The organism is Polluticoccus soli (assembly GCF_029269745.1).
Lineage (GTDB): Bacteria > Bacteroidota > Bacteroidia > Chitinophagales > Chitinophagaceae > Polluticoccus > Polluticoccus soli.
The window spans coordinates 1,578,577-1,599,490 of record NZ_JARJHT010000001.1 but is presented as its reverse complement, the minus strand read 5'-3'; the positions used below and the strand labels follow the sequence as shown (position 1 = coordinate 1,599,490).

At 44.2% G+C, this 20,914-nt stretch carries 19 protein-coding genes and 1 riboswitch; of the genes, 10 read left to right on the top strand and 9 right to left on the bottom strand.

Translation table 11 applies throughout. The features are described 5' to 3' along the window. Window positions 1-2: 2 nt before the first annotated feature. The 6 genes from P2W83_RS06990 to corA form a co-directional block, all read right to left on the bottom strand. Window positions 3-1,070, bottom strand: coding sequence for a glycosyltransferase (locus P2W83_RS06990; protein WP_276132993.1), 1,068 nt, complete (start codon window positions 1,068-1,070; stop codon window positions 3-5). Between the two features lie 5 nt (window positions 1,071-1,075). Beyond that, a complete protein-coding gene (locus tag P2W83_RS06985) occupies window positions 1,076-2,461 on the bottom strand; it encodes a B12-binding domain-containing radical SAM protein (RefSeq protein ID WP_276132992.1) in 1,386 nt (461 codons plus the stop codon). Next, window positions 2,458-3,249 (bottom strand): class I SAM-dependent methyltransferase, encoded by a 792-nt coding sequence (locus P2W83_RS06980; protein ID WP_276132991.1) that lies wholly within the window; start codon window positions 3,247-3,249, stop codon window positions 2,458-2,460. Before P2W83_RS06980 ends, P2W83_RS06985 begins: the two co-directional genes overlap by 4 nt. 62 nt (window positions 3,250-3,311) lie before the next feature. Next, window positions 3,312-4,706: a B12-binding domain-containing radical SAM protein gene (locus tag P2W83_RS06975; protein ID WP_276132990.1), complete on the bottom strand. Its 1,395-nt coding sequence runs from the start codon at window positions 4,704-4,706 to the stop codon at window positions 3,312-3,314. Window positions 4,707-4,856: 150 nt separating this feature from the next. Next, window positions 4,857-5,747 (bottom strand): glycosyltransferase family 2 protein, encoded by an 891-nt coding sequence (locus P2W83_RS06970; protein ID WP_276132989.1) that lies wholly within the window; start codon window positions 5,745-5,747, stop codon window positions 4,857-4,859. Window positions 5,748-5,758: 11 nt separating this feature from the next. Then, window positions 5,759-6,868 (bottom strand): magnesium/cobalt transporter CorA, encoded by a 1,110-nt coding sequence (gene corA / locus P2W83_RS06965; RefSeq protein ID WP_276132988.1) that lies wholly within the window; start codon window positions 6,866-6,868, stop codon window positions 5,759-5,761. A 108-nt stretch (window positions 6,869-6,976) separates the two neighbouring features. Here corA and P2W83_RS06960 point away from each other — a divergent pair, with 108 nt between their 5' ends. Both P2W83_RS06960 and P2W83_RS06955 read left to right on the top strand, forming a co-directional pair. Then, window positions 6,977-7,648, top strand: coding sequence for a peptidylprolyl isomerase (locus tag P2W83_RS06960; RefSeq protein ID WP_276132987.1), 672 nt, complete (start codon window positions 6,977-6,979; stop codon window positions 7,646-7,648). Window positions 7,649-7,663: 15 nt separating this feature from the next. Then, on the top strand, window positions 7,664-8,437 hold the full coding sequence (locus P2W83_RS06955) for a TIGR02757 family protein (RefSeq protein WP_276132986.1): 774 nt from the start codon (window positions 7,664-7,666) through the stop codon (window positions 8,435-8,437). On the opposite strand, the gene P2W83_RS06950 is transcribed toward P2W83_RS06955, so the two are convergent. Both P2W83_RS06950 and P2W83_RS06945 read right to left on the bottom strand, forming a co-directional pair. Beyond that, complete coding sequence (locus P2W83_RS06950; protein ID WP_276132985.1) at window positions 8,434-9,684, bottom strand: homoserine dehydrogenase; 1,251 nt, start codon at window positions 9,682-9,684, stop codon at window positions 8,434-8,436. The two genes, P2W83_RS06955 and P2W83_RS06950, sit on opposite strands and share 4 nt — an antisense overlap. 41 nt (window positions 9,685-9,725) lie before the next feature. After that, on the bottom strand, window positions 9,726-10,898 hold the full coding sequence (locus P2W83_RS06945) for a trans-sulfuration enzyme family protein (RefSeq protein WP_276132984.1): 1,173 nt from the start codon (window positions 10,896-10,898) through the stop codon (window positions 9,726-9,728). Between the two features lie 179 nt (window positions 10,899-11,077). Next, a riboswitch (SAM riboswitch) is annotated at window positions 11,078-11,188 on the bottom strand. A gap of 151 nt (window positions 11,189-11,339) precedes the next feature. Here P2W83_RS06945 and P2W83_RS06940 point away from each other — a divergent pair. From P2W83_RS06940 to P2W83_RS06930, 3 genes are read left to right on the top strand one after another with little or no spacing between them, the layout of a single operon-like run. After that, window positions 11,340-12,098 (top strand): UDP-2,3-diacylglucosamine diphosphatase, encoded by a 759-nt coding sequence (locus tag P2W83_RS06940; RefSeq protein WP_276132983.1) that lies wholly within the window; start codon window positions 11,340-11,342, stop codon window positions 12,096-12,098. 7 nt (window positions 12,099-12,105) lie between these two features. Beyond that, a complete protein-coding gene (locus tag P2W83_RS06935; protein ID WP_276132982.1) occupies window positions 12,106-12,606 on the top strand; it encodes a SixA phosphatase family protein in 501 nt (166 codons plus the stop codon). Then, window positions 12,603-14,087 carry a RapZ C-terminal domain-containing protein gene (locus P2W83_RS06930; RefSeq protein ID WP_276132981.1) on the top strand — a complete coding sequence of 495 codons (1,485 nt, stop codon included), beginning with the start codon at window positions 12,603-12,605 and terminating at the stop codon, window positions 14,085-14,087. Before P2W83_RS06935 ends, P2W83_RS06930 begins: the two co-directional genes overlap by 4 nt. 46 nt (window positions 14,088-14,133) lie before the next feature. Here P2W83_RS06930 and clpP read toward each other — a convergent pair whose 3' ends face one another. Further along, on the bottom strand, window positions 14,134-14,844 hold the full coding sequence (gene clpP, locus P2W83_RS06925) for an ATP-dependent Clp endopeptidase proteolytic subunit ClpP (protein ID WP_276132980.1): 711 nt from the start codon (window positions 14,842-14,844) through the stop codon (window positions 14,134-14,136). Window positions 14,845-15,049: 205 nt separating this feature from the next. Between clpP and P2W83_RS06920 the strand changes: the two genes are divergently transcribed. The 5 genes from P2W83_RS06920 to P2W83_RS06900 all read left to right on the top strand — a co-directional run bounded on the left by P2W83_RS06920 (window position 15,050) and on the right by P2W83_RS06900 (window position 20,883). Beyond that, window positions 15,050-16,033 (top strand): GSCFA domain-containing protein, encoded by a 984-nt coding sequence (locus P2W83_RS06920; protein ID WP_276132979.1) that lies wholly within the window; start codon window positions 15,050-15,052, stop codon window positions 16,031-16,033. Between the two features lie 92 nt (window positions 16,034-16,125). After that, the gene (gene yidC / locus P2W83_RS06915) at window positions 16,126-17,937 is read left to right on the top strand and encodes a membrane protein insertase YidC (protein ID WP_276132978.1); all 1,812 of its coding nucleotides are present in this window, start codon (window positions 16,126-16,128) and stop codon (window positions 17,935-17,937) included. Between the two features lie 338 nt (window positions 17,938-18,275). Then, window positions 18,276-18,944 carry a deoxyribonuclease V gene (nfi, locus tag P2W83_RS06910; protein ID WP_276132977.1) on the top strand — a complete coding sequence of 223 codons (669 nt, stop codon included), beginning with the start codon at window positions 18,276-18,278 and terminating at the stop codon, window positions 18,942-18,944. Between the two features lie 209 nt (window positions 18,945-19,153). After that, window positions 19,154-19,783, top strand: a complete 630-nt coding sequence (locus P2W83_RS06905; RefSeq protein ID WP_276132976.1) for an ABC transporter ATP-binding protein — start codon at window positions 19,154-19,156, stop codon at window positions 19,781-19,783. Further along, window positions 19,780-20,883, top strand: a complete 1,104-nt coding sequence (locus P2W83_RS06900; RefSeq protein WP_276132975.1) for a hypothetical protein — start codon at window positions 19,780-19,782, stop codon at window positions 20,881-20,883. Before P2W83_RS06905 ends, P2W83_RS06900 begins: the two co-directional genes overlap by 4 nt. The last annotated feature ends 31 nt before the right edge of the window (window positions 20,884-20,914 follow it).

Here is a 20,914-nt window from a genome sequence, read left to right as displayed (position 1 = left end):
AGCTACTTTAATTTAAGCTGATCAAATATTCGCTTTACCTGCAAGACGCTGGTCTCTATACGGTTGACTTCTATTCTTTCACAGCTATTGTGTGCAGACAGGAGCTTCCGGCTAACCCGCTTCATCTCCTCGAAGTCTTCACACATGGTAAAGTTATCGATTGAGCCCTGCCCGGCCGGTAAAAAAGACACAACCTGACAACCCGAATAGAGTGCCTCCAGCATCACTGTACTATGCCCCTCGTAGCTGGAAGGATGCACTAATATTCGCGCATTGTTCATTTCATTTAATACTTCATTGTGTTGTAATCGGCCCTTAAGACAAAGCATATCTTCGAGACCGTATTTCTTCACCAGATCCTCCAGCTCTTGCTGTAGCTTGCCTTCTCCCACGAGCATAGCTTTAATATGCAGATAGCCAGTGTCTCTAAGATCGCGAACCAATTCTATAAAAAGATGTTGTTGTTTCAACGGAATAAGTGACCCAACCGACAGCAGGTCGGTCTGCCTATTTCCTGCATTTAATGGTGGGAATATACAGGGATCGACACCATTTGAAACAATATGTCCAGGACGTTGACCGAAATTACGTTCAAACAACCGACTCTGCGGCTCTGATATAGCGGCCAGGTGTTCCATTGAAGGACGCACTATGCGCACATACTTATTATCAGCTTTGGCATCCTGCCCATGCATCCATACAAACGATGGAACATTTAGTTTCCGGGCAAGCAATTTTGCTGCTAGCGTACTGTCTGTCAGCCAAAAACACAGCACACCATCTATTGGTACTTTGCTGTTTATCTTTTTGCCGATTTTCAGGAATCTGTAAAAAGAAAACAACTTTTTCAAGCCACCGGCGTGCTTGTTTCCGATCGTGTGAACATCTATACCATGCCAGTCGTAACTATCGTTTCTGCATGGGTAATGAAAACTTATCAGGCTAAGAACTATATCAGGAAATATCTTTCTAAAACTCAACAGGAATTGCTGAACTGCGGGCACAGAAGTCGTATCCTCCTCGTTGGCAGCGAAACCCGGCGTTACTATTAGCAAATGTGAGAACGACATGCGCGTCAAGCAGTTTTTAGTTTCTCCATAAGGTATTTGTATTTCCATGCCGTGATCTTGCAAAAAATGGCTTTTTTAAACTGCCTATTCTTCGCAAATTTTTGCGACAAAACTTCGTTCGACACCCATTTTACTGCATGCTCATAGTATGACCTCGGAAATTCACGCTTAAAATCTATATCCCGGTCTGTTGACTCATGCCAGGGCAGCTGTGTCAAAAAATCCTTTTCAACCTCCGCATATAATGGAGTCCCCTTTATTGGGTAAGTAATTGTGATCGTAAACTGATCCGGAAGCGAACTCTTTAGGTGCTTCATTGTTGCAACGATATCATCTTCGGTTTCACCAGGATATCCTAACATAATAAAAGTACCGGCCTCCATACCTGCAGCTTTTACCTTTTGGATCATTTGCCTGGTTTCTTCTACATCAACTCGTCTATCCATAGCATCAATTATTCGTTGCGAGCCGCTTTCAGCACCTATCCAAACGCGAAAGCAACCGCTTTGCTTTAGCAGTTCAATTGCATGGTCATTCAAACGATCGGCTCTCGAAATACATTCATAACGAACAGCGACTTTTCTTTCAGCTATCTCTTTAGCAAATTCTTCGAGCCACTTGTGACTAACGGTAAATACGTCATCAACAAACCAGATACTATCAAAATTATACTGAGACTGCAGTTGTACTATTTCGTCTACTACCAGGGCCGCTTTCCTACGTCGGTAGCTCTGCCCATATACCGCCCGGCTACACCATTTACATGTGTAAGGACATCCACGCATAGAACTTAAATTAATAGCGCTATATCCATGCCTGCTTTTCCAAGCAGTGAGATATGCATTTAAGTCGATCTTTTTTCGGTTAGGAGCCGGCAATTGATCTAACATTTTGTTCAACGTACGCTCAGGAGTTCTCACGATTGCCAAACTGGCGTCTCTATATGCAATCCCATTAACGTCGCTCAACAGGCCTTTTTCTGCATAACACTTTACAAGTTCAAGCATTGTTTGTTCCCCTTCACCAAACACAATAACATCCGCACCATACATTAGAAAATCATTTGCATGATTTCTCACCTCAGGACCACCCAATACAATCCTTGTATCTTTTAAAGCTTCGTTCGACTTTATAAACTTAACAATTTTGAGCACATTTATCTTCGTCATCAGGTTTGTATAAATGCCGATGACATCTGGTCTGTTTTTGATAATCGTCTCTGTAAGGCTTTTGAAAGATCGAAAGGTGGAATCAAAAACCTCGTTCTCAAAACCACACTTTTCGAGGTAGGCCGATATGTACAGAATTCCCAGAGGCACATAGGGCTTCATTATGAGTAATTCTTTGGGATCCTCCTCCAAAAAATATCCGTGTGTCAGCAATATTTTCATATCTTCTTCAAAACAATCATGTAGTGATCAGCAAAATTGGAAAGAATGCTAAACGACGTTATTTTTCTTTCCAGTTTTGACAATAATCTTAAAGTTCTCGGACGTTTTGCGAAATAATGTTCAACATATGTCGGCGGCAAGATGAGACCCAGCGGAGCCAGCCTTGTACTTTGAAAGAATTTCTCTGATAACCGTTTCAGCTGATTTGGTGAATGATAATACGTGGTAAATGTCTGGCTGCCTAAAACCGTTTTTGCCCCACTCTTGCGTGCTCGCCTGAATGCGCGCTTGTCTCTCTTTAAAAGATAGTAAGCCATTTCCCAAGCGCAGGCTGACCCCATCACAACAGCTATAAATTGACCCCCAGGTTTTAATAACGAACTAGCATCGGCAAATATCTTCTCCAGATCATCCGAACTTGCGCAATTCAATCCACCAAAATTCGAAAAAATAACATCGAACAATTCGTCGCGAAAGTTCAACTGCAAATCATCAAAACTCGATACCACAAATTTTGGATTGGAAAGATAACATTTACCGCTTGCCACCCGGATCATTTTCGGTGATGCATCTGTAGCTGTAACCATGTGACCCTGCGAAGCAAAATACAAAGCATCCACACCCGTCCCGCAATTGATCTCCAATATATGCAGGCCGTTTCCGGCTATCTCCTTCTCAAACATTTTCCAGCCCAGACTTCGTAGCTGAGATCCTATATTGGAATAGGAAAATGTCTGATCATATGATATTGCTATGTCGTCAAAAAAAGCCATCTCTATTTCTTTCACATCTCGGTACGACAATTTTCAGGTCTTGCTACCAAATACTTCGCCTTTAATTAGTTTTTGAGTTATAACTTGAACTTAAGCCTAAATTTCAATTTATGCTGCGCTGCACTAACCGTATAAAAAGGCAACTTCATCAGTGTCAGCAAATGCTGGCGTGAAAAGCTGCGGTGCGAAAAACCTTTTTTTAATTGATCAACCGCTCTGATCTTACGATAAAAGCTGTGGACATATCGGTGCAAGCGCTTGTAGAACTCGCGCGGATAAGTATTCTCAAACATCAGCGCCAGTTCGTCACTGTCGGTCCAGTTAGTTTTATCTCCCAATTGCTCACGCACCTTTTCATAAAATTTTGTTCCGGGCAAGGGATAGGACACCGACACACCTATTTCGGCGGGCACTAGTGTTTTTATCATGGTCAATGTTTTGCGGATGTCATCAGCTGTCTCTCCGAGGTATCCGAATTGCAAAAAGAAGGCAGGTTTTATCCCGTGCTTTTTTAGGCCGGCTGTTGCCTGGCTGATCTGCTCTATGGTCGTGCCCTTGTCCATTGCGTCAAGTATCTTCTGCGAGCCGCTTTCAGCTCCCATCCATACAACCTCGCAACCTGCATTAGCCAACGGTTCAATCTGCTCATCCTTCAATAGCAGATCTGCACGCGATTGTATCTTGAACCTGAAGCGCAAATTCTCGCTGTGAACCAATTCTGAAAATTTCTTCACCCACCCAGGCTTCAATCCAAAGATGTCATCGCAAAACCAAATATGATCAACACCATAATTCTCTTTCAGCAGCTTCAATTCCTGAACTACATTCTCGGGGCTGCGTGCATTGTACCTATTGCCATATATCGGCTTAGCACACCAGTTGCACTTAAATGGACAACCGCGCGTGGTCCCAATATTCATAGAGAAATACCCAGTACTTCTCAGCCATCCCGCCCTGTATTGTTCAATATCCACTAAATCCCATGCAGGCAAAGGCAAGGTATCCAAATCGGTCATTACCGCTCTGGAAGCAGTCCGGATCGTTTTACCATCAATTCTCGTTACAATACCTGTAATACTAATTGGATCACCAGCCCTAGACTGAATTGAATTTACAAGATCAAGTAATGTCTGTTCGGCTTCTCCAATAATGACATAGTCTGCATTATGATCGAGATATTTATCAAAATGATCTGTCGAATCGGATGAAGAAACAATCACTTTGCATCCACTTCCTTTTGCCATTTCACTCATACGAAATGCAGCCTCACGCATATTTGTAAGGCACATTTTGGTGAGGTAGTTAAAGCCATCATCGTAGATAACCAAAATATCAGGTCTGAAGTCCGCTAAAACCGGTTTCAAACTATCCGGTCCTTCCGCGAACATCACATCATGCAATCGTACTTCATAACCATGGTGCCTTAGCCATGCAGCCGCATACATAGTCCCTAATGGGGCATATGGTTGCATAATTCCCCATTGCTTGGGGTCAAATCGCAAGAAATATGAATGTGTAAATAGTACGCGCATCCCTTTTTAGGCTGCTCTAAAAATACGTAACTATCGCCTATAAACCAGCGGAAAATGCGACGTAGCAGTAATTTCAGCGCATGAAAAGGATCAGCGCCTAATATATGCAAGAAAAAGTCGCAGTAGCTTTTTGGCGGGTATTATACTAAGAGGCTTGACGCTCCACGCATTTAGATAATTTACTATTGCTTCTTTATGGTTATGCTCATTTGTCAACTCGTTGCCGGAATTAATGTATACAAGAAACGAAGCGTCTTCGGCAATGTCTGCCGATAACCATCCTTTAGCTTTATAGCTCTTTAAATAATCCAAGTGCTCCCTCCTGTTTTCATTGGCAACAATAGAGTTGGTATTGTGTGCATGCAACCTCCTTTTAAAAAGTGGTTCATATAAAGTAACGCCTTTAAAATAGTATGTCAGACAACTAATGAAGGTGTTATCGGTAAAAAAATAACTATCAGTAAAATACCCGGTTTTTTTCAGGCATTCTTTCCAAAAAATGACTGCAATAGTATAAATACCCCTTTCACCTTTGCAATAGGACTCAAAAATGTATCCAAAGTCCATCCCTTCCTTCCTTGTCATCGGATATTCGACTATCTCTCCTCCATTTCGAAAATTATAGCCGTTTGTATAACAAAAACCTGCATCTGGATATGCTAGCAAGGCCTCTACCTGCTTTTCTAGCTTTGTTTCCATCCATAGATCGTCGTCGTCCATAAACGCTATAAGATCTCCCGAAGCTTTTCTTAGGGCAATGTTTTTAGCCGGCCCCATTTTTAACCGGCTAGTTTGTTCATAGGTGATCCGGCTATCAGCTATATCTTGGATTATACTCGCAGTTTCATCATCGGAACCATTATCAATAATAAGTAGCTCCCAATTTCTATATGTCTGCGCAATAATGCTACCAATCGTTTCTTCGATATATTGGGCCCTGTTGTAAGTAACCAGTATAATACTAATCTTAGGATGGTGCATACTGTGTGGAATTAAAACCAGCCTTTTCTCTTAAACCAGATCAGCATTAAAAGCGGTACCGCTAGCATAATTGCAACGGTAGCATAGAAACCCATAGCGTGATGTGCTAACGGAATGATATCGAAGTTCATACCGAAGATGCCACCTATCACTGTCGCTGGTGCCATTAAGGTGGCGAGGAGCGTAAAAACTTTCATGATCTCATTCATGCGCAGGTTGATCTGGCTCATGGAAAGGTCTTGCAAGTTCATAAGCATATCACGGTGGTTTTCCACATACTCCGTTGCCTGCACAATATGATCATAAACGTCTTTGTAATATTTCTCGTGCCTTTCTTCCAGTAGATCGCTATCGCTGCGGATAAACGCGTTGACCAACTCGCGGACTGGTGCTATAGAGCGTCGCATTACCATTATCTCACGACGCAGAATACTGATCCTGGCGAGAGCCGTATTTTCTTTCTGTAGCAGGAGGGCATCTTCCAGCCGTTCGATGCGTTCGTTGATCTTATCTATAATGCCAAAATAACTGTCAACGATAATGTCAATCAAGCTGTAACATAAATAGTCGGCTTGGCGGGCCCTTAGTTTAGGTTGTGCGCTTCTAAGTCGGTCACGCACCGGGTCGAACACATCACGCTGGGGGTCTTCCTGGAAGGAAATGACAAAGTTTTTCCCGAGAATAATACTCACCTGTTCTGTTTCAATTTGCCCTGTACCATCATTATAGTACAACATTGGCAACAGGCAGAAAATAATCTCGGGACTCTCCTCCATTTTCGCACGCTGACCAATGCTCAATATATCTTCAACTGTCAGCGGGTGGATATTATAGCAAGCACATAACTTTTCAACTTCTCCTTTATTTAACCCATCCACATTTAGCCAGGTGATCGTATCGCTCTGTGTACTTCTATCGCAAGCTTCAGTAAACGAAACATGGCGCTCTTCCAACTGTCCGGCACTGTACCTGAACATCGTGTAAACCGGCTCGACGACTACATGCCTTGCGGTCGTTTCGCGTGTAGGGTTGTATGTTGTAATGGGACGACGCTTGGTGTAGTTCCATGTCCATTCGGGCAGTAGTTTTGCCAAACCTTTTATGCGTGTGCGTGCGCCCATGCTTATCTCAATCGATTACTTCATAAAACTAGGCGTCCGGGTTGTATATACCAAGCTTATTGTTAAGTAACTCAGATTTTTGTAACTATGCGCACACAATTCCCAGATATGAAAAAAATTGTTTTAGCAGTAGTTGGCTTGTGCCTGGCTACCACCCTGTTTGCTCAAAAAAAGAACGAAGACAAGATCGTAATAGAAACCGAGTACGGCAAAATAGTGCTGGCACTTTATGAGAATACGCCAAAGCACCGCGACAATATGTTCAAATTGGTGAAAGAGAAGTTTTACGACAGCACTTTGTTTCACCGTGTCATCCCCAATTTCGTGGTCCAGGGTGGTGATCCTGATTCTAAAAAAGCGAATCCGGGCCAGGCACTAGGAGAAGGCGATCTTGGTTATAAAGTGCCTGCTGAAATAAATAATGTTGACTACCATCAACGTGGCGCCGTGGGTATGGCCCGGGACAATAACCCGGATAAAGCATCTTCAGCCTGCCAATTCTATATAGTGACTGGCAAAAAATTTACTGACGAGGAACTGAACAATATTTCAAAGAAAACCGGCCGTAATTTTACCCCGGTTCAGCGTAACGCCTACAAAAACAAGGGTGGTACTCCACACCTCGATGGCAACTATACCGTATTTGGTATTGTGGAAGAAGGGATGGACGTGGTTGACCGCATTTCTGCCGAAGCGCGCAACAGCATGGACAGGCCTGATAAGGATATCAAGATGATCAAAGTAAGGATTAAAAAGAAAAAGAGGTTTTTACTGTTCTAGAAAATATAATGAGTGATGCCGGATCTGAAGCGATTAAAAAATTTATTGGACGAAAAAGTAAGGCTGTATAATCAGCCTTCTTTTATTATTAAGGACCCCATCTCCATACCCCACCGCTTTAGCAAAAAGCAGGATATAGAAATATCAGGTCTTTTTGCCGCGGTGCTTGCCTGGGGTAACCGCACTTCTATCATCAACAACTGCTCACGACTCATGGAATGGATGGATAATGCTCCTTACGAGTTTATCCTTCAGCACAAGGACACCGATCTGAAGAAATTTTTGGGTTTTGCACACCGCACCTTCAACGCGACAGACCTACTGTATTTCATCGAATTTCTTCAATACCACTATTCGCAACACAAGTCCCTGGAAGAAGCATTTGTACCGGCAAAGGCCTATACAGAAGATACAGTGGAACAGGCATTGATCCATTTTCACAACTACTTCTTTTCAATCGAACATCCCGAACGAACAAAAAAACACATTTCAACGCCTGCCAGAAAATCAGCGTGCAAACGCCTCAACATGTACCTCCGCTGGATGGTTCGTAAAGACAATGCAGGTGTGGATTTTGGCATCTGGAAAAAGATCAAACCCAGCCAGCTTGTTTGTCCACTGGACGTACACGTGGCGAGGGTCGCCAAAAGGCTGGAACTGTTGGAAAATGATAAGTCTAACTGGAGCAACGCACTTCAACTTACCTATCATCTCCATCAGCTTAACCCTGACGACCCTGCTGTGTATGATTATGCCTTGTTTGGGCTTGGTATGGCGGAACGCTTCTAAGCGAATACCGCCTCGTCTTCCTTCTTGGTCACTTTTTCGGGCAGTCTATCTACAAATGCATCGGGCAATAGTATCAGTGATGCATTTTTCTTTTTCCACCAGCCCTTATCGAGCAATTGTGAGAAATGTATAATGCCCACCACACTGCACCTCTTGTCGTTGCTGCTCCATTCTTCTATACGCTCAAAACGTTCATGTGGTACGTGGAATAAGCCTTCAAAGCTTACGTAAACCCGCAGGTAGAAATCGGTGGTTAGCTTGACCTTTTGTGTACGCAGTTTTTTGTACTCATATCTATAATCATAACGAAGTGCAGATACATCGCTTAGCACTGCCGAAGCAGTAGGAAAGCTGCCAGCGCCTTTACCATAGAAGAATTGTTTGTCTGCAAATCCACTTTCGATTACTACTCCATTATACTCATTGCCAACACCGTACAGTTGGCAGCCTTGATCTACAAACTGTGGCAGGACAAAAGCTGCGATATCTCCGTTGGGCTGCTTACGGGCCTGAGCCACTAGCTTTATCTTATAGCCTTTCTCTTTTGCAAATATTGCGTCATGTTCCTGCAGTTGTGTAATACCAGAATGAATAATAGCAGATGGGTGTTCGATGGTGCCATAGGCATGAGCCAGCAGGATCGAAAGTTTATTTACTGCATCTATCCCTTCTATATCAAGTGTTGGGTCGCTTTCAGCAAACCCCTCGATCTGGGCCTGCAACAGCGCTTGCTGAAAATCCAGCTTGTCTTCGGCTATACGGGTAAGGATGTAGTTCGTTGAGCCATTGACAATACCTGTAACGCCGGCTAGCAGGTCATTATCATAATATTCTTCCAGGTTCCGTACAACCGGTATACTGGCGCAACAGGCAGCTTCGTACAGGAATGGTGTGTTATGTTTTTCCTGCAAGGCCAGCAACTCAGGCAGATGTTCTGCAATAAGTTTTTTGTTGGCGCTGACTACGGCTTTGCCAGCTTTCAGCGCTGTTGTTACTATGTGATAAGCTGCTTCTGCATCATCTATCAGCTCTACTATCACGTTTATGTTTTCATCCTGTAGCAGTAATTCTGCATTAGTGGTGAAGAGGTCACCAGGGGCTTCACGTTTCTTTTCCGGGTGTTTGATGCAGACCTTGTTGATCTGCGCGTTTAATGATGGTGTTTGCTGTAATACCTTATATAATCCCGATCCTACTACGCCAAAGCCAAAAAGGCCGATGTTCAATTGTTTTTGTTGAATAGACATGTTTTCTGTTTTTGTTTAGACAGTTATTTGAAAATTGTTTGTTAGATAATTGCTGCTATTTCAGCAGAAGTGTTAGCCTTTTGCAAGGCTTGTTCTATGTCCTTTATCAGGTCTTCCACTTCCTCCAGACCCACACTCAGCCTGATCAGGCTATCAGCCACACCAGCGCTTTGGCGTTTTTCGGCGGGTATTGATTTGTGTGTCATGGTTGCCGGGTGGCACAGCAAGCTTTTTACACCTCCCAGGCTTTCTGCCAGTTTGAAGTATTTAGTAGCACATACCACGTTCTTTGCGGCTTCTTCCGTATCGTTCTTCAGCGTGAAGGAAACGATACCTCCGAATGCGGATTGTTGTTTCGCAGCTACTTCGTGATTCGGGTGAGATTTTAAGCCAGGGTAAAACACTTTATCAATGGCAGGATGTTGCTCAAGATATTCTGCTACTCTTTGGGCATTGATACAGTGTTGTTTTACACGCAGACCAAGTGTTTCTACGCCACGTATTACCAGCCAGCTATCGTGCGGGGACAGAATTGCCCCACTTGCATTCTGGATAAACTTGATCTGCTCACCAATTTCTTCGGAGGCAGATACAACCAGGCCAGCAATAAGATCGCTATGACCACCAAGATACTTTGTTGCACTGTGTATAACTAGGTCGGCACCTAGCTCTATTGGTCTTTGAAGCGCTGGAGAAGCAAATGTATTATCAACGCATAGGAGGATGTTATTCTGCTTGGCAATCTTGGCTATTGCTGCAATGTCGCTGATCTTTAGAGTAGGATTAGTAGGCGACTCCAGCCAAATAAGTTTGGTGTTCGGTGTAATTGCGTCTATCACGTTCACCACGTCTGTTGTGTCGGTGTAGTTCACTTTGATGCCAAACTTGGCATAGATATGGGTGAACAGGCGGAAGGCACCTCCGTAGATATCATCTACTGCCAGTATTTCATCGCCCGATTGCAGCAGCTTTACTACAGCATCAATAGCCGCCAAGCCACTGGCAAATGCGGAACCGCGTTTACCGCCTTCCAGTTGTGCGATGATTTTTTCCAGCGTTTCGCGGGTTGGGTTGTTGCTACGTGCATAGTCATAACCCTTGTTTACTCCGGGTGCTTCCTGCACGTAAGTAGACGTTTGATAAATGGGGACTGAGATGGAACCTGTAAGAGGATCGACCGGGATGCTGTGGATGAGTGTTGTTGCGTTGCTCATTATTCTTTGGTTTTTGTTAAGTGACAAATGAATTTTTGTTCATACGCACACTTACCAAAGAACATTACCGGATCGGCTTCTTACTGCTGTTACCAGCAATAAAAAAAGCTCCTCCGATAAATCAGAAGAGCTCAAGTTATGTCGGGGCATTACGCCGTTTCGGTTTAACTATTGCATCTGACTTATCTGTCCCACATTTGTGGGATGGAATTAGCACCAGCTCCCAGCTTTCGCTGAGGAGGTTGCTAAGGCTTCATCGGGCCATTACCCTCTGCCTTTCTTGATAAGCGACGTTTAAAAGAACTGGTGCAAAGATATATTCGGGCTTTTCAATTTTCCAAAAAAAACTTTTTTCGTGTTGATTTTCAAGGGCTGAAACGTAGCTTTAATAGGCTCTTAATCCATTTTCAAGTAACTTGCACCCCCATTTAGCCGTAGTTCATGGATCTACCTGAAGGCAAGAAAATTTATTTCGCATCCGATTTCCACCTGGGCATCCCGGACAAGGCTAGCAGCCTCGCTCGCGAGAAACGTTTGTGCAACTGGCTGGACGACATCAGCAAAGATGCAGAACAGCTGTACCTGGTAGGTGATATTTTCGATGTATGGTTTGAATACAAGAATGTTGTACCCAAAGGCTATACACGTTTTCTAGGTAAGCTAGCAGAACTCAGTGATAGTGGTTTACACATTGAAGCATTTACTGGTAATCATGACCTCTGGATGCGCGGCTATTTCGAGGAAGAATTGAATATCCCCGTTCATCACGAACCAATTCAACGCGAGTTTAACGGAAAGAAATTTTTCATAGCACATGGCGACGGTTTGGGACCTGGTGACCATGGCTATAAAATATTGAAGTCTGTACTTCGCAATCCTGTTGCACAATGGTTGTACCGTAGGTTGCATCCCGATACAGGTGTGGGCATGGCAGGCTGGTTCAGTAGGTTGGGGCCTAAGCATTCGGTAGAGGAAAAACCATTTCTCGGACCGGATAAAGAATGGCTGGTACAATTCGCAACAGATAAGTTGAAAGACGAGCATATAGACTATTTCATTTTTGGCCACCGGCATATAGCTATTGAATACCCCTTATCACAAAACAGTCTCTATGTAAATCTTGGTGACTGGATACGCTACGATAGCTATGCTGTATTTGACGGCAAAGAATTAAAACTCCAATATTATAAAGGAAACTGATCCTGTTATGGAACGGACTTTAGTAATGATCAGGCATGCAAAATCGAGCTGGGCAAACCCACTGCAAAGCGATTTTGAACGCCCTTTGAATGACCGCGGCGAGCACGACGCCCCAATGATGGGTGAGCGCCTGAAAAAAAACAAGCTGATACCAGACCTTATCATCGCAAGCACGGCTAAACGTGCCAAGCAAACAGCTAAGAAAATAGCCAAAGAAGTTGGTTACGACCACGACAAAATAACCTGGAACGAAACACTGTACCATTGCATTCCTTCTGTGTTTGAAGAAGTGCTGTACGAAGTTGATGATAATATAAAGACGGTATTTATCGTTGGCCACAATCCGGGTATCACCGATTTTGTCAACCACTTATCTGGCAGGTTCAAAACCGATATTATGCCTACATGTGGTATCGTGGCTTGCAGTTTTAATGCTCAGCAATGGAATGAGTTTAACGGTGCAGACAAGAAAGTGTTTCTATTTGATTACCCTAAGAAAGATATATGACCCCAGTAAAATCATCGGCCCAGACAATTAGCACGTTAGAGAAGTTATTTGAAGATCATTTTGGTATAGAAGCTGAAAAGGTAGACTTATTGCCTGTTTCAGGTTCAGACAGACGTTATTTTCGTTTGAATGGGGCAGGTCATACTGCAATTGGCACTTATAATGCCAACACAGCCGAAAACAATACTTATTTCTATTTTACCGAGCTCTTCCGCAAACATGAGATCAATGTTCCGGAAGTTTTCAAAATAAGCAAGGATCGCAAAGCATACCTACAGCAAGATCTCGGCACGACTTCACTCTTCGACAAGCTGATGAAGGATGGCCTGACTGACGAAGTGCGCAAGTCCTATCACCAGGCGCTCGAACAACTGGCAAAACTACAATGGGTAGCAGGCCGCGAAGCAGACTTCTACCAGTGCTTTGCCACACGCCAGTTTGATGAGAAAGCCATCATGGGCGATCTGTTGTATTTCAAATACTATTTCGCTGATCTGCAAGGCCTTCATTACGACAAGGCAACACTGATGTCGGAAATGGAGCAAATGAGCAGGGAACTGGGACGCATACAGCCCCAAATGCTGATGTACCGCGACTTCCAAAGCCGTAACGTTATGTTGCATGATGGCAAAGCATTCTTCATCGATTTCCAGGGCGCTATGCAGGGCCCGCCGCAATACGACATCGCCTCACTACTATGGCAAGCGAAGGCCCAACTACCCGATGCATGGAAAGAGGATCTGTTGAATGGCTACATCGCCAGCATGAATAAGCTGCATGTTTCCCGCGTTGAAGAAATACACTTCCGCAAAGGGTACCTGCAATTTGTATTATTGCGTCTGCTGCAGGTATTGGGCGCCTATGGCTTCCGCGGGCTGTTGCAAAACAAACCACACTTTGTAAGCAGCATAGGACCTGCGCTGAAAAGCCTTGCAAATTTCCTGGCAGATAATCCGCAGGCACCTGCATATCCTGAAATGCGTTCTTTATTGGAACGCTTATCTTCCCCGGCAATGCAATCCAGGTATAGTAAACCGCCGCGCGGTGAGAATGCAAAACTCGAAGTGCAGGTATGCAGCTTCTCTTACAAAAATGGAATCCCTAAAGACAAATCAAGTCATGGCGGAGGTTTTGTATTTGACTGCCGTGGTATTTTAAACCCAGGACGTTTTGCTGCTTACAAGCATAACACTGGTCACGATGAAAATGTGCGCCAGTTCCTGGAGCATGAAACTAACATGCCGCAATTCCTGCAACATGCTTATGGACTGGTGTCTTATAATGTTGACGATTACCTGTCACGCGGCTTTGAACACTTGAGTATCGCCTTCGGGTGCACTGGCGGCCAGCACCGCTCAGTGTATGCGGCTGAACAAATGGCGTCCTACCTTAGCAATAAGTACAATATCCCGGTAACAGTAACGCACCTGAATGAAAAGAAATGGGTGCTATCTCCAGAGACAAATACAACTGAACAATAAACAATATCCCCGGCCAAGGCCGGGGATATTTATTTTAAATCGTTCGTTATTTTGTTTCGGTACTGTCTCCTGCTTTACGCGGGTTGCGTTCCAGCACTTCGTCTACCATACCGTATTCCTTAGCTTCCTGAGCTGTCATCCAGTAATCACGGTCGCTGTCTTTTTCCACTTTGCTGAATTTTTGTCCTGAGTGAGATGCAATGATCTCATACAGTTCTTTTTTCAGCTTAGCTATCTCGCGGGCTGTGATCTCGATATCGCTGGCCTGGCCTTCCGCTCCACCAAGTGGTTGGTGTATCATGATGCGGCTATGCTTCAGGGCAGTACGTTTACCTTTAGTACCAGCGCACATCAGTACCGCAGCCATAGAAGCACCGATACCCGTGCAGATGGTAGACACGTCAGGATTGATGATCTGCATAGTATCATAAATACCTAAACCTGCGTATACACTACCGCCCGGGCTGTTGATATACATCTGTACATCCCTGTTTCGGTCTGTGCTTTCGAGGAACAACAATTGCGCCGTAACGATGTTGGCTACATAGTCATTAATTGCTTCACCCAGGAAAATGATACGGTCCATCATCAAACGAGAGAACACGTCCATAGACGCAACGTTCAGCGGACGTTCTTCGATGATATATGGAGTAAGGCCTTGCGGAACGCGTATCATTGAGGAAGTATAGTTGTGCAGTGTGGCACTGCTGATGCCATGATGTTTAATGGCATATTTGTGAAATTCGTTTGAATTCATAAGTCGTATTTTTGAGATCCGGTTTTAAGAGGGTAAAACAATTTTTAAACCACAATAAATATAGTGCCATAACGGCATATAAATCTATCAATCCTTTCGATGTCAATACCAAAATCTAGCAAAACGTCATACTATTCGTAGTTTTCGACCTTTATGCTTATTAAACTCCATCAGCAATATCTCTTATAAGGTCAGACATTTGTTTATGCAATTAACGCTACAACTTGACATACCGCAACTTCCGCAACCAATAACTTATCATAACAGCATCCTGTTAATAGGGTCCTGCTTTACGGAAAACATGTCAGAACGTCTGGCTCTGCATAAATTCAGAGTGCTTTCGAATCCCAACGGTATCCTCTTCAATCCCCTGAGCGTTGCACAAAGTCTTGACAGCTATATAGATAACCGACTCTATACCGAAAACGATCTGTTTCAACTTAACGACCTCTGGAATAGCTGGGACCACCATACCCGCTTCTCCGATATTGACAAACAGGCAGCACTCGACCATATTAATCAGTCCCAGCAACATGCGTCTGAGTTTGTGAAAACTGCCGGATGGGTCATGATCACACTGGGTTCTTCGTTCCAATATTATCTAAAAGACTCCGGTAAGCATGTTGCCAACAACCACCGGGCACCGGCTCAATGGTTTGAAAAACGACTGTTAGACATACACTCCATCACCGGTACACTAAGCAATACACTTAGCAAACTCATTGCCATAAATCCGTCGGTAAAGCTTCTGTTCACAATTAGTCCGGTCAGGCATATCCGGGATGGTGTGATCGACAATAACCGTAGCAAAGCAAGGTTGCTAGAAGCCGTGCACCTTTTATGCAGCGAATTTTCCCAGGCTTATTATTTTCCGGCCTATGAGCTGATCATCGATATCCTTCGCGATTACCGATATTATGATATCGACTATGTGCACCCTAACTACCTGGCCACCTCGTTTGTCTGGGAGCAGTTTGTCAATAGCTGCATTGATCCGAGCACCCAAAAGGTGATGAAAGAAGTGCAGGATATCGCCACGGCCCGCTCGCACCGTCCCCGTTTCCCAGAAACGGAAGGCCATCGCAAGTTTTTGGCATCATATGCCCAAAAAGTCGAGACCCTTACCGGGCTACATCCATACCTCGACCTATCGCACGAATTAGCCTATTTTTCAGGCAAAAACATATAAACACTAAGATATATAGTACAAATTGAGCTGTATAGGGTTTTATATTCCTGTCCGTTTCAATTTACATACCTTTGCACTCTCATTTTTGATTCATGGATCGTAATTCCGTCATAGGCTTTGGCCTATTAATACTGCTGCTGATAGGATATGTTGTGTATAACCAGCAGTCGCAAAGTGCTTACCTCGAACAGAAACGTGCAGATTCAATAGCGTATGCCAAGGCACATCCAAAGCCATTGGTTGATTCGGCAAAGCTGGTAGCACAAGCGCAACAAGCTGCTGATACATTGAACGACTCACTCCGTGCTGCAATGCCTCCTGCTTACACAGGCCAGGCGCAAACGGTAAAACTGGAGAACAAACAACTGTCGGTTGATTTCACTACCAAAGGCGCTCATCCAACCAGTGCAAGGTTGGTCGAATATAAGACCTCTCAAGGCGGACCATTGTACCTTTTCAATGGTGCGGACAACCAGCTGTCTGCGGTGCTGCCGATCAACAACGGTGCTGTTGCTACTTCAGATCTTTACTATACTCCAAGCGAACGTACAGAACCTGATGGCAGCAAGACCATCCAGTTCACAGCCGATATGGGCAACGGACAGGCTGTAAATATTTTGTATTCGCTGCCTGCAGAAGGTTACATGCTCAAAGGCAGCATCCAACTGACAGGAATGCAAGTGCAAAGCCTGCCAATTACCTGGCAGACGCAAACGCTGCATACAGAACGCACACTTGCTACTGAGCGTCAGAATGCACAAGTGTATTACCACCAAAAGAACAACGACCACGACTACTTCACCATCAACAACCAGGAGAAGATCGAAGTGGATGAACCTGCACACTGGGTGGGCTTGCGCATGCAGTACTTTTCTACGGCTTTCATCGCCGACGATGCTTTTAACAAAGTCACTACCAACAGCACTACCAATGTTCCTGATAGCAACGTGGTTGCCAAGAACCACACAGCCATTGATGCGAAGACAACTAACAACCAGGTAGGTTTCCGTTGGTACATCGGTCCTAATCATTACAAAACCCTGCGCTCGTACAAAATAGACCTCGATGAAATGGTACCGTTGGGCTACGGTGTTATGTCGTTTGTTAAGTACATCAACAAATGGCTCATCATCCCGATCTTCAATACCCTCAGCCAATTCATTACCAACTACGGCGTTATCATCATGATCATGACCATCATGATCAGGTTGATACTGTCTTTCTTCACCTATAAGAGCTACCTCTCGGCCGCAAAGATGCGCGTGCTGAAGCCGGAGATCGACGAACTGCGCGCGAAGTATGGCGAAGACCAACAGAAATTTAGCATGGAGCAAATGAAACTGTTCCGTACGGCTGGTGTAAACCCGCTGGGAGGTTGTTTACCTACGTTATTCCAGCTACCGATACTGTTCGCCATGTACTACTTCTTCCCAACTTCAATTGAGTTGAGGCAGCAGCCATTCCTGTGGGCAAACGACCTTTCGACCTACGATAGCATTGCTACCCTGCCGTTCAACATACCGTTCTATGGCGACCATGTCAGCCTGTTCACCTTGCTGATGACAGCATCAAGCTTGTTCCTGGCACTGTACAACCGCAATATGACGCAACAGGATCCGAACAACCCTATGCTGAAATACATGCCTTATATCTTCCCCTTCATGCTGATAGGCGTATTCAACAAGATGGCAGCGGCCCTGACGTTCTACTACTTCTTCTCAAACATGATCAGCATCGCACAGCAGTTCATTATCCAGAAGTACATCATCAACGAAAAGGCAATACACGCCCAGATACAAGAGAACAAGAACAAACCGGCTACTCCATCAAAGTGGCAGCAACGCCTGGAGCAAATGCAAAAATCCCAGATGGATCGCATGCAGCAACAGCCGAAGAAAAAATAAGTCTCAATTTTTTAAAGAACTTTTAATGCAACCCGCGCTTAAGGCGCGGGTTTATTTTTGGGTAACAATGCTATTTCACATTGTCACTTGCGTATTTTTTCCTTACGTGTTGATTTTTAACCTATTAACTAAGGTAAATGTTACCTTTTGTTACTAATTTTCTGATTCGCGAGAATGACGCAATCCTGAAAAGTAAAAGTCTTAGAGGCGGAATTTCTAACAGAGGTATGACATGCTTTCATCGATAGGGTGATTGTTATTCTCCAAACAAGTTCTAATTTGCGCCAACTTATAATCCCCTACAAATATACATATTTTTTGCCATTTAGACAACTCCTATGCCGGTAGATTATTCCCATGTATCCCCTAGCGAAGCCATATCCATACAAAAAGAGATCAGAAACCAGGTAAACCTGGTGCCGCTCGATCGTGAGATCAAAACAATAGCAGGCGCCGATATCTCTTTCAATAAACATTCGGATACGGTGTATGCCGGGATCATCGTCCTCAGTTACCCCGAGCTTGAAATAATAGAAAGCGCGACAACTGTATTTAAAACAACTTTCCCGTACGTGCCGGGACTGCTGGCCTTTCGCGAGGTACCTGCCCTGCAACAAGTATGGCAACAACTGAATCATAAGCCGGACGCCTTGATCCTTGATGGTCATGGAATTGCTCACCCGCGCCGTGTGGGCGTTGCATCGCATTTTGGTATCCTGGAAGGGGTAGTAACCATCGGTTGTGCCAAAAGCCTGCTCGCTGGCAGCTTCAAAATGCCGGAAAATGTGCCCTTTTCTACGTCCCCTATGGTTCATCGCGAAGAAACGATCGGAACGGCTCTCCGTACGAAGGTGAATTGTAAGCCGGTATTCATATCGCCCGGCCACCTCATTACGCTGGACGAAAGTGTTGATATCGTAAAGCACTGTACCCGCAGATACCGTATACCTGAGCCTACCCGGTTGGCGCATTTACTCGTCAATAAGGTTAGGAAAGAGCATAAATAATTATTTTTCTTAATTCGGATGCCGTATATTAGCTAATTATATTTGACCAAACGATTTCGTTTCAATAGGGGTAAAAAGTTCTTCTTGCTTTCGCGCAAAGGAACGTGAAATGAAAAAGGGCTCTGCATTCATGCAGGGCCTCCTTTTTTTTATTACATACATTATTTCTCAAATCGTTAACAATCAACATATTTATTTCGCCCTTGTAAATGATACAGTTTGATAGGTTCGAAAAGTTTTATGGCGATAGACTTATCGTCAAAGCAGATCTTTCGCTACCCGGAAACTTTTACTGGCTGAAGGGAGGTAATGGCAGTGGCAAGAGTACGCTCTTAAAATCGGTTACAGGGCTAATACCATATCGGGGCGATATTTCTGTTGCTGGCATGAGCATAAAAAAGCAGCGCATGGCTTACAGAAATGCCGTGAGCTATGCTGAGGCCGAACCGTTGTACCCCGAATTTCTTACCGGTAGCGATCTGTTGAATTTTTATGTGGAAACGCGCGGCGGTAGCAAATTACAGGCGGATGAACTGGTTGAAGGACTGAACATCGGATCGTTTATTCACACTAAAACAGGTACTTATTCCAGCGGTATGCTCAAAAAGCTATCATTGGCGCTCGCTTTCATAGGCAATCCAAAGTTGATCATGCTCGATGAGCCTTTTATCACGATAGATACGATAGGCATAGAACAATTGAATGTGCTGATCGGCAATAGCCTGAGAAACGGGGTGCAGGTGCTTATCACTTCACACCAGGAATTAAGTTTCGAAGGAATGCCGAAACCTTCCATGCTGCGAATAGAAAATAGTGAACTCATTCAACCTGCGTTATGAAGCAGACCTTGAACACACTATTCGTAAAGCAGTTCTACCGTCTGAACCTTGGGTTCTTCCTGGTTTGCTTTTTCATCCTTTTCGGCATACTGAGCTTCCGCGACATGGTGTATTTCCATTACACCATCATGGAGCAGGCGCATACTTCGCGCGTGCTTTTACTGTTGTGTGGAGCATGGCTACTATACGCAGTGAAATGTTTGGGATTTGGGCTCCGTGTGTTGCAGACACCACTATCATCTAACTTCTTATACCACCTTCAGGGATTAACAGACAGAAAATTGCTACGAGTTTTGTCCGAACTGCAACTGATGATATACCTGCCTGCCCTGGCTTACGCCATCATTACAGCAGTCGTTCAAATGCTGCATGGACACATCCTTGCAGCTATTACCATACTTCTTGTTCAAACCGTACTGATCTTCATTCCCTCCTATTTATATCTGCTCACACTTAATAGTACTTATAAACAAATCAGGCTTGAGCGTGTCTACAGGTTTTTAGATTTCGGCTCTGCCGAAAAAAATTTTCGTTTTTGGCTGCTGCATTATCTATTCCATCAGCGAAAGGCCGCCTTGTTGGGCATTAAGATCGGATCATTGATACTGCTACAGGCAATGGTTACCTACAATGAAAAGAATCTAAATCTCGAGAGTGTTTCATACCTGATGCTGGGACTGATCGCGGCGCACGCGATACTCCCGTTTTACCTGAGGGAGTTTATTGAAGAACGTCTGCGCTTTGTCCGCGCTATGCCAATATCACTCACAAAACGCTATAGCTGGTTTTTGCTTAGTTATGCAGTACTCATGCTGCCTGAACTATTGTTCCTCCTGTTGCATGTGAAGAGCGTCTTACCGATAACTATGCTGCTACTCATCTATGCTATTGCCGCAGCACAGCTGAGCCTGTATTCATCTTTGCTATACTCACCGCGCATGACAGTAGAGAAATATATGCTAGTGGTTGCTGTATTGTTCTTTGCATCTATCCTATTTCTTGCTGCTTTCCCTATATGGCAGTTTGCCCTAACAGTCTTCTTAATTTCCTTCACCCTGTTTGTAATATTCTACGAACGATGGGAAGCGACAATCAATTAAAAAAGGCTGACCAAATGGCCAGCCTTCTAAA

What these genes read in the sequence shown, in the direction of transcription:
- nfi (WP_276132977.1), top strand. Translation starts at nt 18,276, where the DNA reads ATGCCGGTAGATTATTCCCATGTATCCCCTAGCGAAGCCATATCCATA.
- corA (WP_276132988.1), bottom strand. Translation starts at nt 6,868, where the DNA reads ATGGGCGCACGCACACGCATAAAAGGTTTGGCAAAACTACTGCCCGAA.
- P2W83_RS06935 (WP_276132982.1), top strand. Translation starts at nt 12,106, where the DNA reads ATGGAACGGACTTTAGTAATGATCAGGCATGCAAAATCGAGCTGGGCA.
- clpP (WP_276132980.1), bottom strand. Translation starts at nt 14,844, where the DNA reads ATGAATTCAAACGAATTTCACAAATATGCCATTAAACATCATGGCATC.
- P2W83_RS06900 (WP_276132975.1), top strand. Translation starts at nt 19,780, where the DNA reads ATGAAGCAGACCTTGAACACACTATTCGTAAAGCAGTTCTACCGTCTG.
- P2W83_RS06945 (WP_276132984.1), bottom strand. Translation starts at nt 10,898, where the DNA reads ATGAGCAACGCAACAACACTCATCCACAGCATCCCGGTCGATCCTCTT.
- P2W83_RS06905 (WP_276132976.1), top strand. Translation starts at nt 19,154, where the DNA reads ATGATACAGTTTGATAGGTTCGAAAAGTTTTATGGCGATAGACTTATC.
- P2W83_RS06930 (WP_276132981.1), top strand. Translation starts at nt 12,603, where the DNA reads ATGACCCCAGTAAAATCATCGGCCCAGACAATTAGCACGTTAGAGAAG.
- P2W83_RS06990 (WP_276132993.1), bottom strand. Translation starts at nt 1,070, where the DNA reads ATGTCGTTCTCACATTTGCTAATAGTAACGCCGGGTTTCGCTGCCAAC.
- P2W83_RS06975 (WP_276132990.1), bottom strand. Translation starts at nt 4,706, where the DNA reads ATGCAACCATATGCCCCATTAGGGACTATGTATGCGGCTGCATGGCTA.
- P2W83_RS06920 (WP_276132979.1), top strand. Translation starts at nt 15,050, where the DNA reads ATGCAATTAACGCTACAACTTGACATACCGCAACTTCCGCAACCAATA.
- P2W83_RS06955 (WP_276132986.1), top strand. Translation starts at nt 7,664, where the DNA reads ATGCCGGATCTGAAGCGATTAAAAAATTTATTGGACGAAAAAGTAAGG.
- P2W83_RS06940 (WP_276132983.1), top strand. Translation starts at nt 11,340, where the DNA reads ATGGATCTACCTGAAGGCAAGAAAATTTATTTCGCATCCGATTTCCAC.
- P2W83_RS06950 (WP_276132985.1), bottom strand. Translation starts at nt 9,684, where the DNA reads ATGTCTATTCAACAAAAACAATTGAACATCGGCCTTTTTGGCTTTGGC.
- P2W83_RS06960 (WP_276132987.1), top strand. Translation starts at nt 6,977, where the DNA reads ATGAAAAAAATTGTTTTAGCAGTAGTTGGCTTGTGCCTGGCTACCACC.
- P2W83_RS06985 (WP_276132992.1), bottom strand. Translation starts at nt 2,461, where the DNA reads ATGAAAATATTGCTGACACACGGATATTTTTTGGAGGAGGATCCCAAA.
- yidC (WP_276132978.1), top strand. Translation starts at nt 16,126, where the DNA reads ATGGATCGTAATTCCGTCATAGGCTTTGGCCTATTAATACTGCTGCTG.
- P2W83_RS06970 (WP_276132989.1), bottom strand. Translation starts at nt 5,747, where the DNA reads ATGCACCATCCTAAGATTAGTATTATACTGGTTACTTACAACAGGGCC.